The organism is Christensenella intestinihominis (assembly GCF_001678845.1).
Classification (GTDB): domain Bacteria; phylum Bacillota; class Clostridia; order Christensenellales; family Christensenellaceae; genus Christensenella; species Christensenella intestinihominis.
The window spans coordinates 482,218-503,382 of record NZ_MAIQ01000002.1; the positions used below are offsets into that span (position 1 = coordinate 482,218).

At 56.0% G+C, this 21,165-nt stretch carries 22 protein-coding genes and 1 riboswitch; of the genes, 10 read left to right on the top strand and 12 right to left on the bottom strand.

All coding sequences use genetic code 11. The features are described from left to right. Positions 1–54 precede the first annotated feature (54 nt). From dut to BBD38_RS05020, 5 genes are all read right to left on the bottom strand, one after another. Positions 55–501 carry a dUTP diphosphatase gene (gene dut / locus BBD38_RS05000; RefSeq protein ID WP_066685331.1) on the bottom strand — a complete coding sequence of 149 codons (447 nt, stop codon included), beginning with the start codon at positions 499–501 and terminating at the stop codon, positions 55–57. A 14-nt stretch (positions 502–515) separates the two neighbouring features. Beyond that, on the bottom strand, positions 516–1,043 hold the full coding sequence (gene nrdG, locus BBD38_RS05005) for an anaerobic ribonucleoside-triphosphate reductase activating protein (RefSeq protein ID WP_066685333.1): 528 nt from the start codon (positions 1,041–1,043) through the stop codon (positions 516–518). A gap of 3 nt (positions 1,044–1,046) precedes the next feature. Next, positions 1,047–3,173: an anaerobic ribonucleoside-triphosphate reductase gene (nrdD, locus tag BBD38_RS05010; RefSeq protein ID WP_066685335.1), complete on the bottom strand. Its 2,127-nt coding sequence runs from the start codon at positions 3,171–3,173 to the stop codon at positions 1,047–1,049. Positions 3,174–3,390: 217 nt separating this feature from the next. Further along, complete coding sequence (locus tag BBD38_RS05015) at positions 3,391–4,884, bottom strand: L-fucose/L-arabinose isomerase family protein (protein ID WP_066685336.1); 1,494 nt, start codon at positions 4,882–4,884, stop codon at positions 3,391–3,393. A gap of 45 nt (positions 4,885–4,929) precedes the next feature. Then, positions 4,930–5,550, bottom strand: a complete 621-nt coding sequence (locus BBD38_RS05020) for a DUF4867 family protein (protein WP_066685431.1) — start codon at positions 5,548–5,550, stop codon at positions 4,930–4,932. A gap of 125 nt (positions 5,551–5,675) precedes the next feature. Here BBD38_RS05020 and BBD38_RS05025 point away from each other — a divergent pair, with 125 nt between their 5' ends. Next, on the top strand, positions 5,676–6,788 hold the full coding sequence (locus tag BBD38_RS05025) for a LacI family DNA-binding transcriptional regulator (protein WP_207644632.1): 1,113 nt from the start codon (positions 5,676–5,678) through the stop codon (positions 6,786–6,788). Between the two features lie 32 nt (positions 6,789–6,820). Next, on the top strand, positions 6,821–7,183 hold the full coding sequence (locus tag BBD38_RS05030) for a DUF4180 domain-containing protein (RefSeq protein WP_066685437.1): 363 nt from the start codon (positions 6,821–6,823) through the stop codon (positions 7,181–7,183). Positions 7,184–7,434: 251 nt separating this feature from the next. On the opposite strand, the gene BBD38_RS15175 is transcribed toward BBD38_RS05030, so the two are convergent. After that, a complete protein-coding gene (locus tag BBD38_RS15175) occupies positions 7,435–7,641 on the bottom strand; it encodes a helix-turn-helix domain-containing protein (RefSeq protein WP_066685438.1) in 207 nt (68 codons plus the stop codon). Between the two features lie 30 nt (positions 7,642–7,671). Beyond that, entirely contained in the window at positions 7,672–7,989 is a 318-nt protein-coding gene (locus BBD38_RS05040) for a helix-turn-helix domain-containing protein (protein WP_066685337.1), read from the bottom strand. A gap of 111 nt (positions 7,990–8,100) precedes the next feature. Here BBD38_RS05040 and BBD38_RS05045 point away from each other — a divergent pair, with 111 nt between their 5' ends. Continuing rightward, the gene (locus tag BBD38_RS05045) at positions 8,101–8,604 is read left to right on the top strand and encodes an SLOG family protein (RefSeq protein WP_066685338.1); all 504 of its coding nucleotides are present in this window, start codon (positions 8,101–8,103) and stop codon (positions 8,602–8,604) included. 164 nt (positions 8,605–8,768) lie between these two features. Here the strand turns inward: BBD38_RS05045 and BBD38_RS05050 are convergent, their stop codons facing one another. After that, complete coding sequence (locus BBD38_RS05050) at positions 8,769–9,338, bottom strand: chromate transporter (RefSeq protein WP_066685339.1); 570 nt, start codon at positions 9,336–9,338, stop codon at positions 8,769–8,771. Further along, a complete protein-coding gene (locus BBD38_RS05055; protein WP_066685341.1) occupies positions 9,322–9,900 on the bottom strand; it encodes a chromate transporter in 579 nt (192 codons plus the stop codon). Before BBD38_RS05055 ends, BBD38_RS05050 begins: the two co-directional genes overlap by 17 nt. A gap of 87 nt (positions 9,901–9,987) precedes the next feature. Here BBD38_RS05055 and BBD38_RS05060 point away from each other — a divergent pair, with 87 nt between their 5' ends. From BBD38_RS05060 to BBD38_RS05070, 3 genes are all read left to right on the top strand, one after another. Beyond that, entirely contained in the window at positions 9,988–10,878 is an 891-nt protein-coding gene (locus BBD38_RS05060; RefSeq protein WP_066685343.1) for a LysR family transcriptional regulator, read from the top strand. A 129-nt stretch (positions 10,879–11,007) separates the two neighbouring features. Next, a complete protein-coding gene (locus BBD38_RS05065) occupies positions 11,008–11,871 on the top strand; it encodes an ATP-binding cassette domain-containing protein (RefSeq protein ID WP_066685344.1) in 864 nt (287 codons plus the stop codon). After that, on the top strand, positions 11,868–12,635 hold the full coding sequence (locus BBD38_RS05070; protein ID WP_066685346.1) for an ABC transporter permease: 768 nt from the start codon (positions 11,868–11,870) through the stop codon (positions 12,633–12,635). Before BBD38_RS05065 ends, BBD38_RS05070 begins: the two co-directional genes overlap by 4 nt. 345 nt (positions 12,636–12,980) lie before the next feature. On the opposite strand, the gene BBD38_RS05075 is transcribed toward BBD38_RS05070, so the two are convergent. From BBD38_RS05075 to BBD38_RS05085, 3 genes are all read right to left on the bottom strand, one after another. Then, entirely contained in the window at positions 12,981–13,706 is a 726-nt protein-coding gene (locus BBD38_RS05075; RefSeq protein ID WP_268873178.1) for an MIP family channel protein, read from the bottom strand. Between the two features lie 25 nt (positions 13,707–13,731). Further along, positions 13,732–14,004, bottom strand: a complete 273-nt coding sequence (locus BBD38_RS05080) for an HU family DNA-binding protein (RefSeq protein WP_066685348.1) — start codon at positions 14,002–14,004, stop codon at positions 13,732–13,734. A 140-nt stretch (positions 14,005–14,144) separates the two neighbouring features. Next, positions 14,145–18,320 carry an MSCRAMM family protein gene (locus BBD38_RS05085; protein ID WP_066685350.1) on the bottom strand — a complete coding sequence of 1,392 codons (4,176 nt, stop codon included), beginning with the start codon at positions 18,318–18,320 and terminating at the stop codon, positions 14,145–14,147. Between the two features lie 39 nt (positions 18,321–18,359). Continuing rightward, positions 18,360–18,443, bottom strand: a riboswitch (cyclic di-GMP riboswitch). Between the two features lie 239 nt (positions 18,444–18,682). Between BBD38_RS05085 and BBD38_RS05090 the strand changes: the two genes are divergently transcribed. The 4 genes from BBD38_RS05090 (at position 18,683) to BBD38_RS05105 (ending at position 21,105) form a co-directional block, all read left to right on the top strand. Then, positions 18,683–19,363 carry a TetR/AcrR family transcriptional regulator gene (locus BBD38_RS05090; RefSeq protein ID WP_066685352.1) on the top strand — a complete coding sequence of 227 codons (681 nt, stop codon included), beginning with the start codon at positions 18,683–18,685 and terminating at the stop codon, positions 19,361–19,363. A gap of 13 nt (positions 19,364–19,376) precedes the next feature. Next, positions 19,377–19,973, top strand: a complete 597-nt coding sequence (locus BBD38_RS05095; protein ID WP_066685354.1) for a TetR/AcrR family transcriptional regulator — start codon at positions 19,377–19,379, stop codon at positions 19,971–19,973. Positions 19,974–20,053: 80 nt separating this feature from the next. Then, a complete protein-coding gene (locus BBD38_RS14660; RefSeq protein WP_066685356.1) occupies positions 20,054–20,812 on the top strand; it encodes an adenosylcobinamide-GDP ribazoletransferase in 759 nt (252 codons plus the stop codon). Then, positions 20,812–21,105 (top strand): GIY-YIG nuclease family protein, encoded by a 294-nt coding sequence (locus BBD38_RS05105; RefSeq protein WP_066685358.1) that lies wholly within the window; start codon positions 20,812–20,814, stop codon positions 21,103–21,105. Before BBD38_RS14660 ends, BBD38_RS05105 begins: the two co-directional genes overlap by 1 nt. Positions 21,106–21,165: the final 60 nt, after the last annotated feature.

Sequence of the window (21,165 nt, forward strand, 5' to 3'; positions counted from 1 at the left end):
TACAGAAAAGGCCGGGGCCCGCCTGCCCCGGCCTGTGCCGTATTTCCCGCGTCCTTACCTGCGGCCCGTGGAGCCGAAGCCGCCGCCGCCGCGTTCCGTTTCCCCGAGCTCCTCCACCTCATGGAAGGAAACCGCGAGGACGGGCGTGACCACCATCTGCGCAATCCGTTCGCCCGGGGCCACCGCCTGCGGCTCGCCCGAATGGTTGTGCAGGGCCACCATGAATTCGCCGCGGTAGTCGCTGTCCACCACGCCCACCTTGTTGGCGGGCGCAAGGCCGCGCTTCGACGCAAGGCCGCTGCGCGCATAAATGAGGCCCGCATAGCCGACCGGGATTTCCATTGCGATTCCCGTATGGATCAGCTTCGTCTCGCCCGGCGCGATCACCGTCTCTTCCTCAAGGCACGCATATAAATCCGCTCCTGCGGAATATTCCGAGCCGTAGGTTGGGATAATTGCCTTTTCATCCAGCTTCTTGATGTTGATTTCCTGTTTCTGCATCGATTCCTGCTCCTTTATTCCTGTTTGTCGTCCCACAAAACCGTTTTTCCCTGCCGGAGGGATTCCCCCACCAATATCGTGCGCTGGTTTTCGGACCCCTTAAAGCGGAGGTTCACGTTTTTCAGCGCGGCCACGAATTCCCCGTCCACCAGTACGTCCAGGCAGGAAAGAAGTTCTTTTACATCCTCTTCCCCGGCCCATGCGCCCAGCACGTCCTTTTCAAAATCATAGCCCGTGAAGCACCAGATATCCTTTCCGGGATATGCCTCCCGGACCTGCCGGAGCAGCGGAACCAGCGCTTTCCTGTTCTCCGGCTCCAGCGGATCGCCGCCGAGAAGCGTCAGGCCCTTCACATAGGCGGGCGCAAGATAGGAAAGAACCAGCGCGATGGTTTCATCCGTGAATTCTTCCCCGTACCGGAAATCCCACGTTTCCGGGTTGAAACAATCCTTGCAGCGGTGCCGGCACCCGCTTACGAACAGGGACACCCGCACGCCGGGGCCGTTTGCAATATCATATTGTTTAATGTCCGCGTAATGCATGGCTTACAGGTGCAGCACGCGGGCCTTGATCTCTTTTGTCTTGCCCACATTCCAGAAATTTTCACCGAGGTACCCGCAGGTGCGCCGCGTGACGTTCATTTTGGAATGATCCTTGTTGCCGCAGTTCGGGCACTCCCATTCGTTATCGTCGTTGATGATGATTTCACCGTCGAACCCGCACTCGTGGCAGTAATCGGATTTTGTATTGAATTCCGCATACTGGATATTGTCGTAAATATATTTGACAACCTCCGCCAGCGCCTCCAGGTTGTGGCGCATGTTGGGAATCTCCACGTAAGAGATCGCACCGCCGGACGAGATGGCCTGGAACCTGCTCTCAAAATTAAACTTGCTGAACGCGTCGATCTTTTCCCGTACATCCACATGATAGGAATTGGTGTAATAACCCTTATCCGTCACGTCCTCGATGGTGCCGAAGCGTTCCTTGTCAATGCGCGCAAAGCGATAGCAGAGCGATTCCGCCGGGCTGCCGTACAGCCCGAAGCCGATTCCGGATTCCGCTTTCCAGCGGTCACAGGCCGCGCGCATGCGGTTCATCACCTGCATGGCGAATTCCTGGCCGCGCGGGGTGGTGTGGCTTTCGCCCTTCATCAGCTTGGTTACCTCGTAAAGGCCGATATAGCCAAGGGAAATCGTGGAATAGCCGCCCTTCAGGAAGGGGTCGATTTTTTCACCGGGGGCAAGCCGCGCAATCGCGCCGTACTGCCAATGCACGGGGCTCACGTCCGACGTGGTTCCAAGCAGCGCGCGGTGGCGGCACATGAGGGCCTCGTGGCAGAGCTCCAGCCGTTCGTCCATCAGCTTCCAGAACTTTTTTTCGTCGCCCTTGGCGAGGATGCCGATTTGCGGCAGGTTCAGGCTCACAACGCCCTGGTTAAAGCGCCCTTCAAACTTATAATTCCCGTCCGCGTCCTTCCACGGGGTCAGGAAGCTGCGGCAGCCCATGGGGCTGAACACGTTGCCCTCATAGTGCTCGCGCATCTTCTTCGCGGAAATATAGTCCGGGTACAGCCGCTTGGCGGAGCATTTCACCGCCAGCTGCGTGATGTAATCGTATTTCCCGCCCTTGAGGCAGTTGTGCTCGTCAAGGACGTAGACAAGCTTCGGGAACGCGGGGGTCACGTAAACGCCCTTGACGTTCTTGATTCCCTCCAGCCGCTGGCGCAGGATTTCCTCGACGATCATCGCGTTTTCCACGAGGTATTCGTCGTCCTTGTCAAGGTTCAGGAACAGCGTGACAAACGGCGACTGCCCGTTGGTAGTCATCAGCGTGTTGATCTGGTACTGGATGGTTTGGACCCCGCCGCGGAGCTCCGCGCGCAGCCGCTCGTCCGTCAGCTTTTCAATCGTCTTTTCCGGCGTATCCGGCCCCATGATCTCCCGGAAACGCGCGCGGAATTTATCGCGGCTGCGGCGCAGGTATTTTCCCAAATGCCGCACGTCGACGGACTGGCCGCCATATTGGCTGCTGGCGACGGAGGCGATGATCTGCGTCATTACCGTGCACGCGACCTGGAAGCTTTTGGGGCTTTCAATAAGCTTCCCGTTCATCACCGTCCCGTTATCGAGCATGTCTCCTATGTTAATCAGGCAGCAGTTAAAAATGGGCTGCAAAAAATAGTCCGCGTCGTGGAAATGCAGGACTCCCTCGTCGTGCGCCTTGGAAATTTTTTCGGGAAGCAGAACCCTGCGGGTAAGGTCCTTGGAGACCTCCCCGGCGATCAGGTCGCGCTGCGTCGCCGCGACAACCGCGTTTTTGTTGGAATTTTCTTCCATAACATCCTTGTTGCTGTTTTGAATCAGGCTCAGGATGGAATCGTCCGTCGTGTTGGCCTTACGCACCAATGCGCGCGAATAGCGGTAAATGATATAGGTCTTGGCGAGAACGAATTTTTTCTCGTCCATCAGCTTCTGCTCGATGATATCCTGGATATCCTCCACCAGCATCCGCTTGCGGTTCTTTTTTTCGATGCAGTCGATGATCGCGTTGATTTTCCCGTCCGATATTTTTTCGCTGTCTTCCACTTCGGCGTTTGCCTTGCGGATTGCAGTCGCTATTTTGCTCCTGTCATACTCCGCGCAACTGCCGTCCCTTTTGATTACCTGCATACCGATTTTCTCCTTCTCTTGTTCATGCCAGAAAATATAATATCATAGATAAACCAATATGTCCACCATATATCGTGTTTATTAAAATAAATGAGCACTATATTTAGTTGAAGTCTCGAAAACAAGAAAAAGGCTTTCCCATCCGCTTTGCGCGCGTTTACACAAAAAACGGGAAGCCGGATTGCACGGCTTCCCGTCTGGTTTTAAACAGCTTTGCTTATTCCGCGAACGGATTTTCCGTCGGGTACAGCATGCCTTTCGGCTGGTTGAACGCAATATCCTTCACGCCCAGGTAATCAAATATGCTGAAGAGCGCCTTGCCGACATGGCCGAACGCGACCGCGCCGTGGTGGGGATAGTGCTTCTCGATCAGCACATGGCGGTAGAAGCGGCCCATTTCCGGGATGGCGAATACGCCGATGCCGCCGAACGAACGCGTCGCAACCGGCAGGATTTCGCCCTGCGCGATATAGCTGTGGAGCGTGCCGTCCGCCGCGCCGTGCAGGCGGTAGAAGGTAATCTGCCCGGCGGCGATATCGCCTTCGAGCGTGCCGCGCGTGAAGTCCGGCGTACCGCCGTTTTCAAGCAGGCGGTTCTGGATCAGCTGGTATTTCACAGCCGCGCCCTTGGCGAGCTTGCAGAACGGCGTATTCCCGCAATGGAAGCCCATGAACGTATCTTTCAGCGTATAGTCAAACTTGCCCTTGATATCCTCTTCATAGATATCGCGCGGAACGGAGTTGTTGATGTCAAGCAGCGTGACCGCGTCGCCCGTGATGCACGCGCCGATGTATTCGGACAGCGCGCCGTAAATATCCACTTCGCACGCCACCGGGATGCCCCTTGAAGCAAGGCGGCTGTTTACATAGCAGGGCTCGAAACCGAATTCCTTCGGGAACGCCGGCCAGCATTTATCCGCAAACGCAACATATTTGCGCGCGCCCTTGTTTTCCTCCGCCCAGTCGAGCAGCGTGAGTTCAAACTGCGCCATGCGGGGCAGCAGGTCGGGATACTGGTTGCCTTCCATGCCAAGCTCGTCCGCCATGTCTTTCACAACGTCGCCGATGCGCGGATCGTTTTCATGCGCACGGTAGGCGACCAGAAGGTCGAGCTCGGAATTCTCCTGGATTTCCACGCCGAGGTCGTACAGCGGCTTGATCGGCGCGTTGCAGGCAAAGAAATCCTGCGGGCGCGGCCCGAACGTAATGATCTTGAGGTTGGCAAGGCCGATCAGCACGCGCGCCACGGGGACGAAGTCCGCGATCATATCCGCGATTTCTTCCGCCGTGCCCACCGGATATTCCGGGATATAGGCCTTGAGGTTACGGAGGCCGAGGTTGTATGAACAATTCAGCATTCCGCAATATGCGTCGCCGCGGCCGTTAATCAGGTCTTTGCCCGTTTCCTCGGCTGCCGCCGCATACATCACCGGGCCGTCGAAATATTTCGCGATCAGCGTTTCCGGCGTTTCCGGGCCGAAGTTGCCAAGGAATACGAGCAGCGCGTTGCAGCCTGCCGCCGTTACCTCCGCGACCGCTTTTTGCATGTCGGTTTCGTTTTCAACGGTGGTTTTTGCTTCAAAAAGGTCGATGCCTTTCTGCGTGCAGGCGTCCTTTACCGCCGCGCGGCGGCGTTCGGACAGCGAGATGACAAAGCAATCGCGGCTGACCGCGATTACGCCAAGTTTTACTTCAGGAATGTTGTTACCCATTACTTTGACCTCCAAAATAGTTTTTTCTTATATCTTATATATAATTTATAGTGTAATATTTTCGCCGGTAAGGCCAATGAACGCGCCGTCCTTGTCAAGGCCGCTTTCCGGATGGGCGATCAGCCACTTATTCCGTGCGAAAAGCAGCGCGTCCTCCCCTTCCTTCCCGGGCGTGAACGTAAGCGGTTCGTTTGTTTCCTTCGGCAGCACGACCACCACGCGGAATTTTCCGCCGGAGCTGATGGGCGCGTAATGCAGCGTAGTCGCGTAGACCTCCACCGCCGTGCCCGCGGGCACGAGGAACGCTTCCATTTTTGACGTATCATACGCAAAGGTATCCGGGTCGATATCCTGCTGCATGCCGATCAGAAGAATCATATCCGTACACGCGACATTGATTTCACTCGAACGGTGATACTCGAGGGCGTTGAGCGTGTGGTTGTCCCCGTTGCAATAGCCGACCTGAATCGGCAGTCCGCCATAAACCGAATCGCGCAATTCGGCGAATACCCCGACCGCCTCAAGCTGCGGGACGCTCGGCTCGTAAACCACCCCGTCCGGCGCAGGCGTGCTTTCCATTGCCTTCATAAGTTCATCAAAATCAATCCCTTTGACGATCCTTCCGTATTTGCGGAAAGCCGGTGAGGCGACCTCTTGAATCTTCATTGTGATTCCCCCCTTGAAATTCATTTTTAAGTTGAATACCTGTTTTGTTGTGCACGAGCACACGCCCGTTACTTTTAGAATACCATTGCATTTTGCTCCCGTCAATGCTTTTTTCTTTGTTTCCAATGCCTGTTGACAGGAAAGGTGCAAAGCATTATCATAAAATTATAGAATATGTGCTCGTGCACATAAAATTTGTATCTGGATTCGGTGTAATCATGGCGACAATTAAACAAATTTCCGAACTGAGCGGCGTTTCACGCGGCACGGTGGACCGCGTCCTGAACGGCCGGGGGCACGTGTCCCCGGAAAAGGAACGGCTGGTGCGCAGCATCGCGCAGCAGGTGGGCTATACGCCCAACCGTGCGGGCAAGGCGCTTGCCGCACGCAAAAAATCATACAGCATCGGCGTGCTTTTGGCGAGCGAGGGCAACCCGTTTTTCAGCGAGGTTATCCGCGGCGTGCACGAAGCGGAACGCGAGCTTCACGATTATGGCGTGAAGGTGGGTTTGCGCACCCAAAAAGGCTATGACGTCGCCGCCCAGCTCGCGGCCATGGATGCAATGGGCGAAGACGTAAACGCCCTGATCCTGAACCCCATCAACGACCCGGCTGTCGCGGAAAAAATCAACGCGCTTTCCGACCGCGGCGTGCAGATGTATACGCTCAATACGGATATTGAAGGCTGCCGCCGCCTGTGCTATGTGGGCAGCGACTATTTCGAGGGCGGGCGCATTGCCTGCGGCATGCTCGGGCTGCTTACCGGCGGCGTGGCAAACGTGGGTATCCTTACGGGTTCGGTGCACATTTTGGGGCACAAGCAGCGCATCAACGGATTTTTGGACGTCATGTATAAAAAATATCCCCAGTTTCGTTTTTTATCCATCATGGAAACGGAGGACGACGATATGGTGGGATTCGAGAGCACGCGCAAGATGCTCACGGATTATCCCGAGCTCGACACAATTTTCCTCGCCGCGGCCGGCGTATACGGCGTGTGCCGCGCCGTGCAGTCTTTCCTGCCGGAACGCAGGCTGCACATCGTTTCCTTCGACCATATCCCGCAGACCGAAGAACTGATGCGCGCGGGGCTGATCCAGGCGACGATCTGCCAGCAGCCGTTCGCCCAGGGCTATGAAGCGGTGAAGCTTGCGTTTAATTCGCTGATGACCGGCGTGCCTCCCGAGGAGGACCAGTTTATCGTCAAAAACGATATCCGTATCCTGGAAAACCTGTGACCATCCAGCTGGCGGCAACAAAGGAGACAAAAATGAGAATTCATTCGGTAACAAAGAACAGCATAGCGTGTGCTGTCATTGAGAGTGATGCTGTGGTAATCACCGACGCACAGTCCGCACTTGATATATTGATGACGGCGAACTATGAAGCAGGCACCAAAAACCTTGTAATAAACAAGGAACTCATTACAGAAGATTTCTTTATTCTCAGCCGCGGCCTTGCGGGGGAAGTTTTGCAGAAATACATAAACTATGGCGGGCGAATTGCAATCTATGGCGATTATTCGCACTACACAAGTAAACCCCTCAGAGACTTTATCTATGAAAGCAATAAAGGTAAAGATGTTTTCTTTGTTGCCACGAAAGATGAAGCCGTTGACATGCTGACGAAGTAAATCAAAGGTAATTAAGGGCGTAGGATTCTCCCAACAGGCAAAATGCGAAGCATTTTTGCGGAAAGGGTGCTTTTTTCCTATGCCTGCTATAAGAAGCTATAAAAAGTTTCCCGGCTATAGAATCAATAAAAAAAGAATATATTTAATGGGGTGGAGTTCTAAGCAGGATACCTGTACTGCTTTGTGCAGTGCCGCTCCCACCCAAAGGCCGGACATTTTCCCTGTTGAAAAGATTATCTATAATGTGGTTTTTACTGATTGAAATCATATTCAAACAAATCATTCGGTTCACACTTAAAAATTACACAAAGTGTTTCTATCATTTCATAACGAATTGACTTTGTCTGGTTATTAATCATATTGCTGAAATTTTGATAACTCATACCGAGTTGTTTATAAAGAGCGTATTTTGTCATTTCGTTTTCTTTTAACAAATCCAGCACCTTTAATTTCAACACGGATTTTTCCTCCAAGAATATTATTTCTTCCTATTGATCCGCCACGCCTTGCGCATAAGAAATCACTTTTTCTTTATTTGTTTTATTCAGTTTGCGATAAAGATAAACCAGATTTACTTCTTCTGTTGATAAATCACGGGAAGTCAATGGCTTGCGTGCATCAGATAAGTCCAACAAATAGTCAGTCGATACATCAAAAAATTTCGAGATTCTAATTATCATCTCACTGTCAGGCTGGCGTTCGCCAGTTTCAAATGCGCTGATAGTCGTTTGGGAGACATTCAACTCCATCGCCATCCGTTCCTGATTATAGCCTTTTTCAATTCGTAATTTCCTTAATCTCTTCATTAGTTTACCCTCTTTGCAAATATTATCATTGCAAAACCGGGTTATTTTTATTTATAATCAGGGTAAATGTACCCGTATATAGAATAATAAGTGATTTAGGAGATAATTAACATGAAAAAATATACCTGCTGTTTCGCGGGCCCCGGCCCGGAAAGGCTCCCGTTTTCCATGACGTGCCGCAGCCTGCGGCGCGACTTCCTGTTTGAACGCATCCTTTCCGCCATCGTCGAAAAAAGGAAGCACGACCATTGCCGCACCTTCCTGTGCGGCATGGACCAGGGCGCGGATTTGCTCTGCGCGCAGGCCGTCCTTGAATTGAAGGAGGAGTTCTGCGCCTCTATACGGCTTGCCTGCGTCCTTACTTATCCCGGCCAGGCGGAGGACTGGCCCAAAAAGGCGCGGGAGCAATATCAAAGCATCCTTGAACGCGCCGACAAGCGCATTGTCCTCCAGGACGAGGAAACAAACGGCTGTTTGCTCGCGCAAAAGCGTTTCATGATAAAGCGTTCCTCCCACCTGATCGCCGTGTCGAACGGCATATACGGCGGCCTGCCCGCCTACGCCATGGACTATGCCCGCAAACGCGGCCTTTCCATCACGGTCATCGAGCCATAGAACCGCAAAAACAACCGAACACCTATCGCGCAATTCCATTTTTAAATGCCAATTATTCCAGCATTTACGCAAGCATAGTCTTGGGCCTGCTGTGCAATATCTTCCGCAACGGGGATGTGGTGCGCGACCATAGGGTGAAGGCCGTCGCCTGACCGGCGGGCTGTTTACAGGCCGAATACGCCGAAGAGCAGGAGCCCGATGCCGCCCGAGACAAGCATGACGAGCATCGGGCTCCATTTGAATTTACGGAGCAGCACCAGCATCCCCGCAAAAACGCACGCGGTGGCAAGGCTCACCTGCGTGCCCTCGCCAAGCCCGGAGGAACCGGTGAGCGCGATCAGCAAAATCGTGCACGCGGAAGCGGCAATCAGCCCGACTGATGCGGCGCGAAGCCCGGCGAGCACATCCGTCACCCCCTGGATTCCGCTGTATTTGCGGAACAGGTGATAGAGGATCGTCGCCATCAGCACCCCCGAAATCACGCATCCGAAGGTGGCGGCCACCGCCCCGGGCAGGCCCGCGATGCGCGTGCCCACAAAGGTTGACGTATTGACCGCGATGGGGCCGGGCGTCATCTGCGAAATGGTCAGGATGTCCGTAAGCTCGTTATAGCTGAGCCAATGCTGTGTTTCCACAATATATTCCTGGATCAGCGGAATGGTGGCATAGCCCCCGCCAAAGCTGAACAATCCCACCTGGAGGAAATTCCAGAGCAGGCTAAGTAGCAGCTCCATCGCGTTTCCTCCTCCTTGAGACAAAGCCCGCAATAAGCGACACTGCCGCGCTTCCTGCAATCACAAACACCACGTTGATTTGCAGGAAAAACACGAGCACGAACGACGCGGGCAGCAAAACATTCAGCAGGCGGTTTTTCTCGCGGAACACCGCCCGCCCCATATCGAGCACCACATCCACAACCAGCGCGCACACGCCCGCCTCCATCCCCCGGAGAACCGCGCGGACAACCTGGTTTTCACTGAACGCCGCATAAAAAAACGAAATCACCGTCAGGATGATGAGCGGCGGGATGACCGCGCCGATGCAGCCGATGACCACGCCCTTTTTCCCCGCCACACGATAGCCCGTGACCGCCGCGAGGTTTACCGCGATGGCCCCGGGGGACGACTGCGCGCACGCCGCAAGGTCCATCAGCTCTTTTTCGCCGAACAGGTTCTTTTTTTCCACATAATACTTGCGGATCATGGGCACGACGACATAGCCGCCCCCGAACGTGAAGGCGCTGATAAACAAATTGATTCCAAACAGCCATAACAGCGATATTTTTTTCTCTTCCATACTTTTATTATATAAATTGCATCATCATAAATAAAATGCTATTATTTTATTGAATCCATAAATATATAGTAATGTATTGGGGGAGCCATGAACCTGCGCCAGCTTTCCATTTTCTGCGCCGTGTGCGAGGAAATGAGTTTTACCCGTGCCGCAAAGCGGCTGTATATGACCCAGCCTGCCGTATCGCATGTCGTCGCCGAGCTCGAACGGGAAACGGGATGCGTGCTGTTTGACCGCATCTCCCGCAAAATCCACCTTACGGGTGCCGGACGGGCGTTTTATGACAAGGCCGCGCGCATCGTGGAGCTGATGGGCGACCTCGAGCGGAGCCCCGGGGCGCTCGATTTTGCGTCGCCGCTGCGGATCGGGTCGAGCATTACCATTGCCAACGTGTTTTTGCCGGATATCCTGCATGCCTTCTCCGCGGCCTTTACTACGCCCGTGACCGTAAGCGTGGATACCGCGCGCTATAACACGGAACGGCTGCTCGCCAACGAGATCGACGCGGCCCTGATCGAAGGCGCGGTGACGGACAGCCGCCTTGTCGCGCGTCCGTTTTCCTCGTTTACCATTGTCGCCGTATGCGCGCCCTCTTACCCCGGCCCACGTTCCGTTTCCCCGTCCGCGCTTGCGCGCGAAACCCTGCTTTTGCGGGAAAAGGGCAGCTCTGTACGCGAGCTGTTCGACAGCGCGATGATGCTGCACGGCCTTGCCGCAAGGCCTGCGTGGACGAGCGTGGATTCACAGGCGCTCGCGGCGGCGGCGAAAAGCGGCCTTGGCGTCAGCATCCTTCCCGAGGTGCTGATCGGGCGGGAGCTTGCGGCGGGCGAACTCGAACGCATCCATATCCGCGGCATGCAGCTGAAAAATACCAATTACACCGTTTACCATAAGGATAAATACCTTTCCCCGCCCCTTGCCGGATTCCTTGAAACCGCAGGAAAATCCGGGGGTGATTTTCACCGGAGGGGCAGGTAAGCCCGCCCGGCGGTGCATCATATCCCCTCTTTTTTGCCGCTTACCCGGTGGAAAAAAGCGTCTTGCCGAAAACGCATAGACAGCGCTTTTTTTGCGCCCTATACTGGGGGCGAAAGGAAGTGAAACGCCATGCTGGCAATCGACAGGCTCCGGGTGCAATACGGGAAACAAACGGCCCTGCTTGTGGAGCAGCCCATTGAAATCGGCGCGGGCGACCGGGTCGGCGTTATCGGCTCCAACGGCGCGGGAAAGACCACGCTTTTAAAAGCGGTGCTCGGCCTTGTCCCCTACCAGGGCCGCATCCGCACAAGGCTTTGCCCGCAGGATATTGCCGTACATATGCAGCAGAACAATTACGTGAACACAATGCCGGTGAAGCACATTATTTCCGCCGTCCTCAACACTGATGTGAGGACGGACGAAACGCTGCGCGGGCTGGTTGACTTTTTTGATTTCGGCGGCTGCATGGGCAAAAAATTTTCCGCGCTGTCCGGCGGGCAGAAACAGCGCCTGACCATCATTCTCGTGCTGTACCAGGACGCGCCCCTGACTTTTTTCGACGAGGTAACGTCCGGCCTCGATTTTGAAACGCGGCAGAAGCTGATGGAAAAAATACGCGAATGGTATCGCGGGAAGGAAAGCGCCCTTGTGGTCGTCTCGCATTATTATGACGAGCTGGAGCGCCTCGCGGACCGGCTGCTGATTTTGGACAAAGGGCGGGTTGCGGCGTTCGGCAGGACGGAGGAGCTGTTCCGCCGTTATTGCGGGCGGGCCGTCGTCACCATTCCGGCCAATGACAAAAACCGTGCGCTGACCGCGCACCTGAAAACAATTTCCGCGCCCGCGCACCTCATTGCCTTTCCCTGCGCGGACGAGGCGGAGGAAGCGCGGCTTACGGCGCTCCTCACCGGGAAAAACATCGACTACCGCCGGAGCGGCACGGATATTGAAATCCTTTACAGCAACGTGCTTTCGGGAGGTGAACCCCTATGAAAAAGCTGACCCTGCGCCTTGTGGGCTATGAACTGCGCAACGCGGCGGGAAACTGGTTTTCCGTTTTTTTCGGCGTCGCCTTTCCCATCCTGATGTCGCTTCTCATTTCAAAGGCGTTTGCGGGCGATATGCCCGTGGAGGCGGTTCCCGCGTTTGAAACGGGCGTCTTTATTTCGATGAGCCTGATTGTGCCGATGGCGACCCTCCTTGTCGGCTACGCCGCAAATTATTCACAGGAGCTCGAAAAAGAAATTCCCCTGTGGCTGCGGCTGTTTGGTTGTTCGGAGGGCGCCTTGCTGGGGGCGAAAATGATTGCGAACCTTATATTTATGACGGCGGCGCTTGCCGTCTACACCATTGCGGATATGCTGATTCTCGATATCGAAACGCCTGCGGCGGGAAGCGCCCTTTTGCTGGCCGCTTCCATATACCTGCTGGCAGTTATTTTGTTCATGCTGGCGCACGGCGCCGCCGCGCTGTTCGGCAAATTCGGGCCGACCTATGCCGTCACCATGACCCTGTATTTCGGGTTAATGATTATCTGCGGCCTGATGGGCGTGCCGGTAAACCGCCTGCCCGGCGGGGTGCAGGCCCTTGCGGGCGTCCTTCCCATGACGTATATCGGCAACGACTTTGCCGGTTTCTGGCAGGGCGGGGCATACGATCCCGGGCCGCTCATCCTGTCGTTTGCGGTCCTTGGCGCGGTTTCGTTTGCGGTGCTCCTCCTCGGGATATGGAAACGGCGCAGGAAGGGCTTTGCTTAAAAAATCCCGGCTTCCGCCAAGACAAAAAAACGGGGAGCACAGGGCTCCCCGTTCCAGACTGTCAAAAAACCTTTCAGAAGGATTGTCAAAGGGCAAGGCTCCTTCATTTATAACCGCGGACAAGGTGAATTCCCGCGTGGTAACGCCGGAAGAGAGGGTACCCTGGGGTACAAAGGCGACATGTGCGCCCGCAAGTCCGCTCATATGGCGGTTTTGCGGCCGTCATGCACAGCCTGACAGCAAAACCGCCGTAATCTCGAAAAAGTGTCCAGCCGCGTAGCGGCGAGACTTTTTCGACAAGCTCAAACGGGGAGCACAGGGCTCCCCGTTTTGCTTTGAACCTTTTTATGCAAGCTCTTCCTTCTTGTTTTTCACAAGGAATACCCACACAAGCGCCGCGATTGCCGCCCCGAGAAGCGGGGCCACAATGAACAGCCATACCTGCTCGAGCGCCTGCCCACCCATGAAGATCGCGGGGGCAAGGCTCCGGGCCGGGTTGACGGACGTGCCTGTGAGCGGGATGCCCATGATGTGCACGAACGCCAGCGTAAGGCCGATCACGACGCCCGCGACCGAGCCCATCTTTTCCGAGGCCGTCACGCCCATTGCCGTCAGCACAAACACGAACGTGAGGACCACCTCGACCAGGAACGCGCCGCCCATCGAAAGGCCGACCGCCGACGCTTCGCCGAAGCCGTTCTGGCCAAGGCCCGTCGCGGCGATGCCACCAAGGTCCGCGCTGTTTACGATGGCCATCAGCACCGCGCTTGCCGCGATCGCGCCAAGCACCTGGCCGATCACATAGCCTACGAAATCCTTGCCGCTCATGCGCTTTGAAAGCAGCATCGCAAAGGACACCGCCGGGTTGATGTGGCAGCCCGAGACGTTCCCGATGCAATACGCCATCGCAACGATGGAAAGGCCGAACGCAAGCGCGATCCCCACGATTCCGGTTACGCCGCCGATGCCGCCCGAAAGCGCCGCCGTGCCACAGCCGAACAGTACCAGCACAAACGTGCCGATAAATTCCGCAACATACTTTTTCATGAATGATACCTCCGATAAATTAATATATAAATGTGATTAAAGCACCCCGTTACCTGACCGCATCCTTCAGTAGCTTTCCCGCTTTGAAGGCGGGAAGCTTTACTTCGGGCATACGGATTGCCTCCCCGGTCCTCGGGTTTTTCCCGTTACGCGCGGCGCGGCTCCTTACCTCAAACGCGCCAAACCCCATCAGCTGCACTTTCCCGTTTGCGGCAAGCGTTTCCCTGATCTCCTCGAGAATCGTCTCCGTCACGGCTTCGACATCCTTTTTCATAATCCCCGTCTTTTCCGCCACTCTGCCAATCAGTTCTTTTTTGTTCATCTGTTCTTCCCCTTTCAATAGACAACAGGAATCATGCCTTTGCCCATTACAAAGGCTTCCCGTTTGTATACATTGGTTACTGCTATATGAGTATTATTTTAGGTTCATGAAAAGCAAAAGTCAATATACAGTGGTAGCTTTCATGAAAATCTTTTCTGTTTTTGCCCCAGGACCAACAGGGCGGCTATGCCCCCCGCAAGCAGGACCGCCGCCGGGATATACGGCGATATATCCCGCGTGTCGCCTGTTTTAGGGCTGGCCGTACCCGGATCGGCGGTATCTTCCGGCTTCAGGCCGGTTGGCTTCGGGGCGGTTACATCCGGGGGGTCGCCGGTTCCTGTCTCCGGCTTTGTGAAGCCCCCCTCCGGCGGGGTCCCGGCGTCGGCGGCCAGTTTTATATTTTTTACCGTAACGGTCTGGAGCCCGCCGTCCATGCCCACGGTAAAAGAAACCGGCTGCGCGGCGGCATACCCGTCCGGCGCGGAAAGCTCGCGCACCGTGTAAGACGCCCCCGCCGCGAGCCTTCCCGAAAACATTTTCGCCTCCCGGGACGACAGCCATGTTTCCACCGTTTTTCCCCGCGCGTCTTCAAGGGCAAGCCTTGCCCCCGCAAGCGGCACGCCCTTTTCGTCTGTCTTGAGTATTTCCACCCTTGTAGGATCGTTCAGCACTGTCCCCACCGCCGATATTCCCGAGGCGCTGTCAAAAGCAACCGTCCCGTCCGGGTTCACAGTGAAGCGATACCTTTTTTCCGCATCCAAAAGGTATCCGTCCGCCGCGCATTTTTCATACAGGTAATAATCATCCCACGGCAATCCATCGAGGACCAGCCTGCCGTCCCCTCCGGTGGCCAGCCCGGTTCCGTCCATATCCGCGCCCGCCCCCGTATAGGTATATGCGCCGGGAGAACCGGAAAACCCAACCGGCACGCCTTCCGGCGCAGTTCCGTCCATGGTGCGGCAAAGCGTGAATACCGTGCCGGCAATCCCCGCCGACGGATCGAGCGCGTCAGCCTTGCGGATGCGCACCGTCACCGCGGAACGCTGTTCGGAAACGGCCTGGGGGACCACCTTCGCCGGATCGTAAGCGTCCGCCGATGTGGTGAATGTGTAAATTGCCGGGTCGAGCGCGTAGCCCTCCGGTGGCGCAAGCTCTTTCAGGTCGTATACCGTATCCCGTTCGAGCGCCCAGAACATGATCTTCCCGTCCGAATCGGTCATGCCCGTTTTCAGGGGAGCGCCGCCCGCGCCGCCGTGCGGGAAAATGCCGTAGACCGCGCCCGGGACGGGCACCGCCTCGCCCGCGTCCGCATCGTATTTATAGATTTGGTGCGCGGCTTTCCATGTGAGGTTCGCCCACGCGTTTCCGCCCACCGCCTGCACAGCGTAATCCTCCGCAAGCAGAACCCCGCCGCTCGTGAGCCTGGCATTGTTTTTCACATTCGTATCCGCGACCGGCCCCGTGATGTTCGTCTGGTAACGCAGCGTATACGCCCGGCCGTCCTGGGGCGGGACGACCTTCATAGCCGAAGAGCCGTCCGCGTTCTTCACGATTTCTACTTTATAACCTGTTTCCGGGACCTTCGCGCCCACGCCGCTCACCGCCGCGCCCGTATGCGCGCTCACGTAAAGCTCCACCGAGCCGTAATCGAATTCCATCCCCTTGGGGACGGTATCCTCCAGCACGCATTCCCCGAGCGCCGCGCCGTTCGGATTCAGGCGCACCTCCCATAATATGCCGGCCGGGACGCCGTCCTTATCGTACCGGATGCTCTTTTTATCCACGAGGTCGTTTATAAACGCATCCTGTGGGGCCGGGCCGGGCGCCGTCACGGAAAAGGTCTTTTCGGGGCAGGTGAATTCGTCCGCCGTCGCCGTGGCGCTGTTTTCCGTCACGATCTCCACATTCCGTTTCAAGAACGCGTCCCTGTTTTGCAGCTCCATATAGATATGGATGATATGCTTTTTTTGCAAGTCGCCGAGCGGGACGCGGAGCACACCGCCGGAAAAGGTCGTTTTCCCTTCGCCGATCCCGAGGCCGGGCATGCTCTCGACGCCGTCCATTATGTTTTCCACGCGGAATTTGTCCTCTGCAAGCCGCCACTGCGGCACCGGAAACTCGCTTGTGATATCGTTCCCGTCAAGGTCCAGGATGCGCGTGGCCGCGTCATATCCGCTGAGGTCGTCGCTCACAAGCACGCTGCCAAGGTTCGTTCCGTCGCCGTTCACCATGATTTCATAGTGCATATATCCCTTGTTTCCCGCGTCGTCGAACACATAGGCCGCCGTTTTTTGCAGCAGGTGGTTCGTGACCCACTTGTCCGCGGTGTCCTCCGCCGTATAATCGCTCCCGCCGCTTTTTACGGTAAGCTTCGCGGTATTTTCATATTTGTGGGAAACGCCGTTTTCCTTGAAATAATTAAGGGCGCGCGTGCGGTATTCGATGGTAATATCGTCGAGGTAGCGGTTCGGCGCAACCGCCGGATCGCCAAAGGTGAACGTAAGCTCTTTGCCGTTTACGGCAAGTATCCCCGCCACCTCGTCCGGTGTAAGCTCCTGCGCGCCCGCAGGCCTGCCCGCGTCAAGGATGCGCACGCTCCCTTCCACATACTGCTGGTCGTCCCGGACCGTATCCGTAATCACCGCCAGGTCGTAGCCCGCCATGCGCACGGAAGGCTTCACCGTCCACAAAAGCTCACCCGCCGCGTAGTCGAACGCGCCCGCGGTTTTGACGATATGCGCAGTCGAAAAAGTGCTGCTAACGGGGCCAATGCTGCCCGCAACCGGATATCCGGCGCCGCCGTCGCCAAAGGGCAGGCGGCCCGTGAGGGACGCGCTGTTTTCTACCGTGGGTGCAGCGCCCGTGCCTATTCCGTTTTCCATCGAGGTTTCAAAATACAGCGTACATTTTCCGCTGATATCGCCCAGGTAGACGGTGAGCCGGTTGCTCCCGTCAAGGGTGGCGTAGGGCGCGGCGGGCACGGCAGGGTTCACGGGCACCTTTTGCGCCGTACCGTTCCCGGCTTTCAGCGTAAGCGAGGCTTCGTCGAGCGTAAGCTCGGCGGACAGCGTATCCTCCACAGCCGCGTCCAGGATCGTGTTGGAAGCGTCCTTTCCGTCTATTTTGTTCTCGTTTGCCGTGACCGTCCAGCCTATTTTATTGGCGCTTACCTGCTGTCCCGTTTTATCGACGCGCCCGATGGGCACCGTTACCTCGCCCGTGCCCTTCCACTGCGCGTCCGCGGGGGCGGGCGTTCCGTCCTTTGAAAGCTCCGCCGTATTGGCGGCAACCGGAAGCCCCGCCGGGTAACTCGCGGTAAAAACGCTTTTATTTATTTCGGTCACGATGCGCAGCGTCTGCGGAGCCTTGCTGCCAGCGGGAAACGCATAGGAATATCCGTCTGCCGCAAAGGCCGGGATGTCTTCAAAAGCGCCGCCTTTTTTGACCTCCGCCGAGAAGAAGGCCTGGTCTGCACCCGGGGTGTCCGTAACCTTGTATCCGTCCATGGACGCGCCCGGCGTTTTTGTTCCCACGGCCACCGTCCACGTGACGCGCCCCGTTTGTGGGTCGTATTCGCCGGATTTTTCCACGCCGTCCGGCACGGAAATTTTTGGGAAAATCACCTCCACGCCCGTATTTCCCGTGGGCGTGCTTTGCAGGGGAAGGGTAACCGCCGTCGTGCTTCCCTGGCTGAGCGCGCCGTCTTTGAGCGAAAAATCGAGGTCGCAGCCGCCTGTGATGTCCTCCGCCGCCGGGTTGTCGACAATCGCCGCAAACGTCGCGGTAAGCACGCCGCCCTGTATTTCGTAGGCCGCGACCGTGACGCCGCCCGGGCCGGTCATTTCCTGCGGCGCGGGAGTGTCGGCGATGGTAAACAGATTCGGAATTTCAAAACGGAAGGTATCGCCCTCGTTGATGCCGCGCTGTTCCCCGTTTTTGAGCACGTTGAAATCAAGGCGCAGCCGCAGGCCCCCGATGTCTTCCGCCCGCACGCCCGAAAGGTCGAAGCTTCCGCCTGTCTTTGGAACGGGGACGGCCTGTCCCGCTCCATTGATATACCATAGCTCCGGTATCAGCAGCTCGAGCTGTTCCACATCGTTTGTCTCGTCCTTGGGCATGGCAAAGACTGCCGCCTTTGGCGCGGCTTCCTCCGTTTCCGTGCTTTGCGCGCCGGTGTTTTGCGGCGGGCCGCCGTTTCCTTCCGCCGGGATATCGTCTGCCGGGCTGGCCGCAAACGCGGCGCCCGCGGCCAGTAAAAAGGCGCATATGAGAATGAGACAAAGGATTTTCTTCAGGCCGTTTTTTGCCGGTTGCATGGTTTTCCTCCGCTTAGGATTTTCTTTTGGATAAACTCAAAAGGCAATCGGCTGCCATGCTGAATCCAGTTTAGGCCCCTGATTTTGCGTCGCCGTATTTCTGCGGTTTTGCCGTTATAATACTTTCCTAATTAGGTATTATATAGAAACAGCTTATTATTTTCAATATACAGTGGTAACTTTTTTATTGGTTGTAAACACTTTTCCCATCCGCCGGGCGTACGGCCCTTTCCCCTTTCCAGGCAGAAAAAAACAAGCCCCACAGCCATTTTCATTTATAATTCGGATTGTAACTTGCACACGAATATTGTATAATATGGAATTAATCGGTCAGAGTTACCTGAATTAACGGGAGGCTTGCTTTGAGAGGCCATGACACGAAAAAAGGATCATTACGCGACAAGCTGATCCAGGCCGGGCTCGAGTTTTTGAAAGAGCACACCATGGATGAACTTACTATGCGCAAAATGGCCGAGCTGTGTCATGTGACCCCGCATGCGATCTATAACCATTTCCGGGATAAGGAAGAACTCCTGAGCGCAATCGGCGACCAGATTGAAAGCCAGATTACCGAATACTGCATGGATGCCCTGTCGAAGGACTCGGCGGATTTTGCCGTGAAAATGAACCGGTTTGCGCAGGCATACCTGGTGCTCTTTGAAAAATATCCGCATCACCTGCAAATTTTGCTGAACCAGACCAGGGAGCCTTACTACTTAATTGAATCGGACGGGGAGACGCTTTCCTACCTGGCAAAATATTCGGGAATGCCGAACCTGAAGGTCCTGAGTAAAATCAGCACCCTTCCCGCGCCTCTTTTGAAGGGCATGCTTAAGATTGGCCATGTGATGGAGCATATCCGGAAGACCCCGTCCGGGCCGCCCGGGAAAAAACAGGACCCCTCCGTCACGGAAGGACAAATTTTATTGCTTAGTTTTATCAACGGCCTGCAGTACAGCCTGCACAGCGGCCTTTTAACGGAAGAAAACCGCGACGAAACGGTGCTTTCCATGCTCCGCCTGCTGTTTGGCAGAATTTTATAAAAGGAGCGTCCTGATGGTTGTAAAACGAACAAAAAGCCTGAAAGACCGTCTGGTTGACGCATCAATCCGTGAAATTGAAAAGGTTGGTGTGGAAAGTCTTTCCTTGCGTAAAATAGCGATGGACTGCGGTGTGACGCACGCCACGGCCTATAAATATTTTGAGAATAAACAGGATTTGATTTCCGTATGCTGCGACCGTGTCGCCTCGCGGGTCCAGACCTATCTTTCCCGTTCCCTGCACAATGCGGCGGAGCCTTACGTTGCGATGTGCAAAGCCTATTTCCGTTATATGGTCAGGCATCCGCAGTTCCACACCCTGCTTCAAATGTCGCCGCTGACAAAGCAAAAAGAAGACCCGCTCATCAAGGCAGCCCCGACGAGTCGTTATGCCGCCCAATGGGAGATAACCCGGGATTTTTTCAGCCGCTGCGGGATTCCCGAAGAAGAGCGGCTTCCCCTCGTGCGGCTTGTCTCCACCCTGCTGAACGGAATGATTGCCGTCCTTACCAGCCGGACGGCCGTCTATCAGGGCGGCGACGTTACCGAGCTTGTCGACGTGTTCATCTTCGACGCTTTGAAGCTCCATCCGGAAAAACCGCCGGGCGTGTGATGCCGCACGCTCTTTTTTTTTTGCGCCGCCGATGGTATGATGGAGGAAACATCAATCCCCGAAAGGAACGGCCTGCTGCCATGAAACCAGCGCTCGGCGGACTTGCAACCGCATTTTCCATGTATTCCATACTGCCCATGCCCCAGCTCGGCTGGACTTCGTCCACCATGAAGTATGCCATGTGCTTTTTTCCGCTGGTGGGCGTGCTTTGCGGCGCGGCGGCATGGCTGTGGACATGGCTTTGCGGCGTGGCCTCGCTCGGTGTCGTGCTGCAAAGCGCCGTGCTGGCGCTGCTGCCCGTTATCCTTTCCGGCGGCATCCACCTCGACGGGCTGATCGATACGGGGGACGCCCTCGGCTCGCACCAGTCCCCGGAGCGCAGGCTTGAAATCCTCAAGGATTCGCATACGGGCGCGTTCGGCGTGATCTTTTGCGCGGCCTACCTCCTGCTCTCCTTCGGGTTTGCCGCACAGCTTTCCAGCGGCGGGGCGGCCTTTCCGGTACTGTGCTTTTCTTATGTCCTTTCGCGGGGGTATGCCTCGTTTGCCATCGTCTCGCTGCGCCTTGCGCGCAGCACCGGGCTTGCGCATGCGTTCGCAGACGGCGCTTCAAAAAAAGCCGTCCGGGCGGCGAGCCTCCTGTGGATCATTGCGGCTATGGCGGGAATGATCCTGCTGTCCCCCCTTGCGGGAACCGTCGCCTCTGCCGCGGCTTTCCTTTGGTTCCTGATTTTCCGCCGCATCTGTTACGGCAAATTCGGCGGACTGACCGGCGACCTCGCGGGATTCCTGCTCTGCATAACGGAACTCATTGTGCTCGCATGTGCGGCGGTGGTGTGATGGAAAATGAAAAGAAGGCCTGCGTCTATATGCTTTTATGCGCGGACGGCACGCTCTATACCGGCTGGACAAACGATATTGAAAAGCGCCTTGCGGCCCATCAATCCGGCGCGGGCGCAAAATATACCAAGCCCCGGCGGCCTGTGCGGCTCGCCTATCTCGAATTTACCGGAACAAAGCAGGCGGCTTTGAAGCGCGAATATGCAATCAAACAACTGCCCCGCGTGGAAAAGCTGGCGCTGGCGAAAGCCTGGCAGGAACACGCCCCGGACCGGCTAACCCCCGGGGGTTAGGCTTTTCAATCATAACTGCGCGTTCAACGCGCAGTTTGCACTAACCCTGTAAGGGTATTT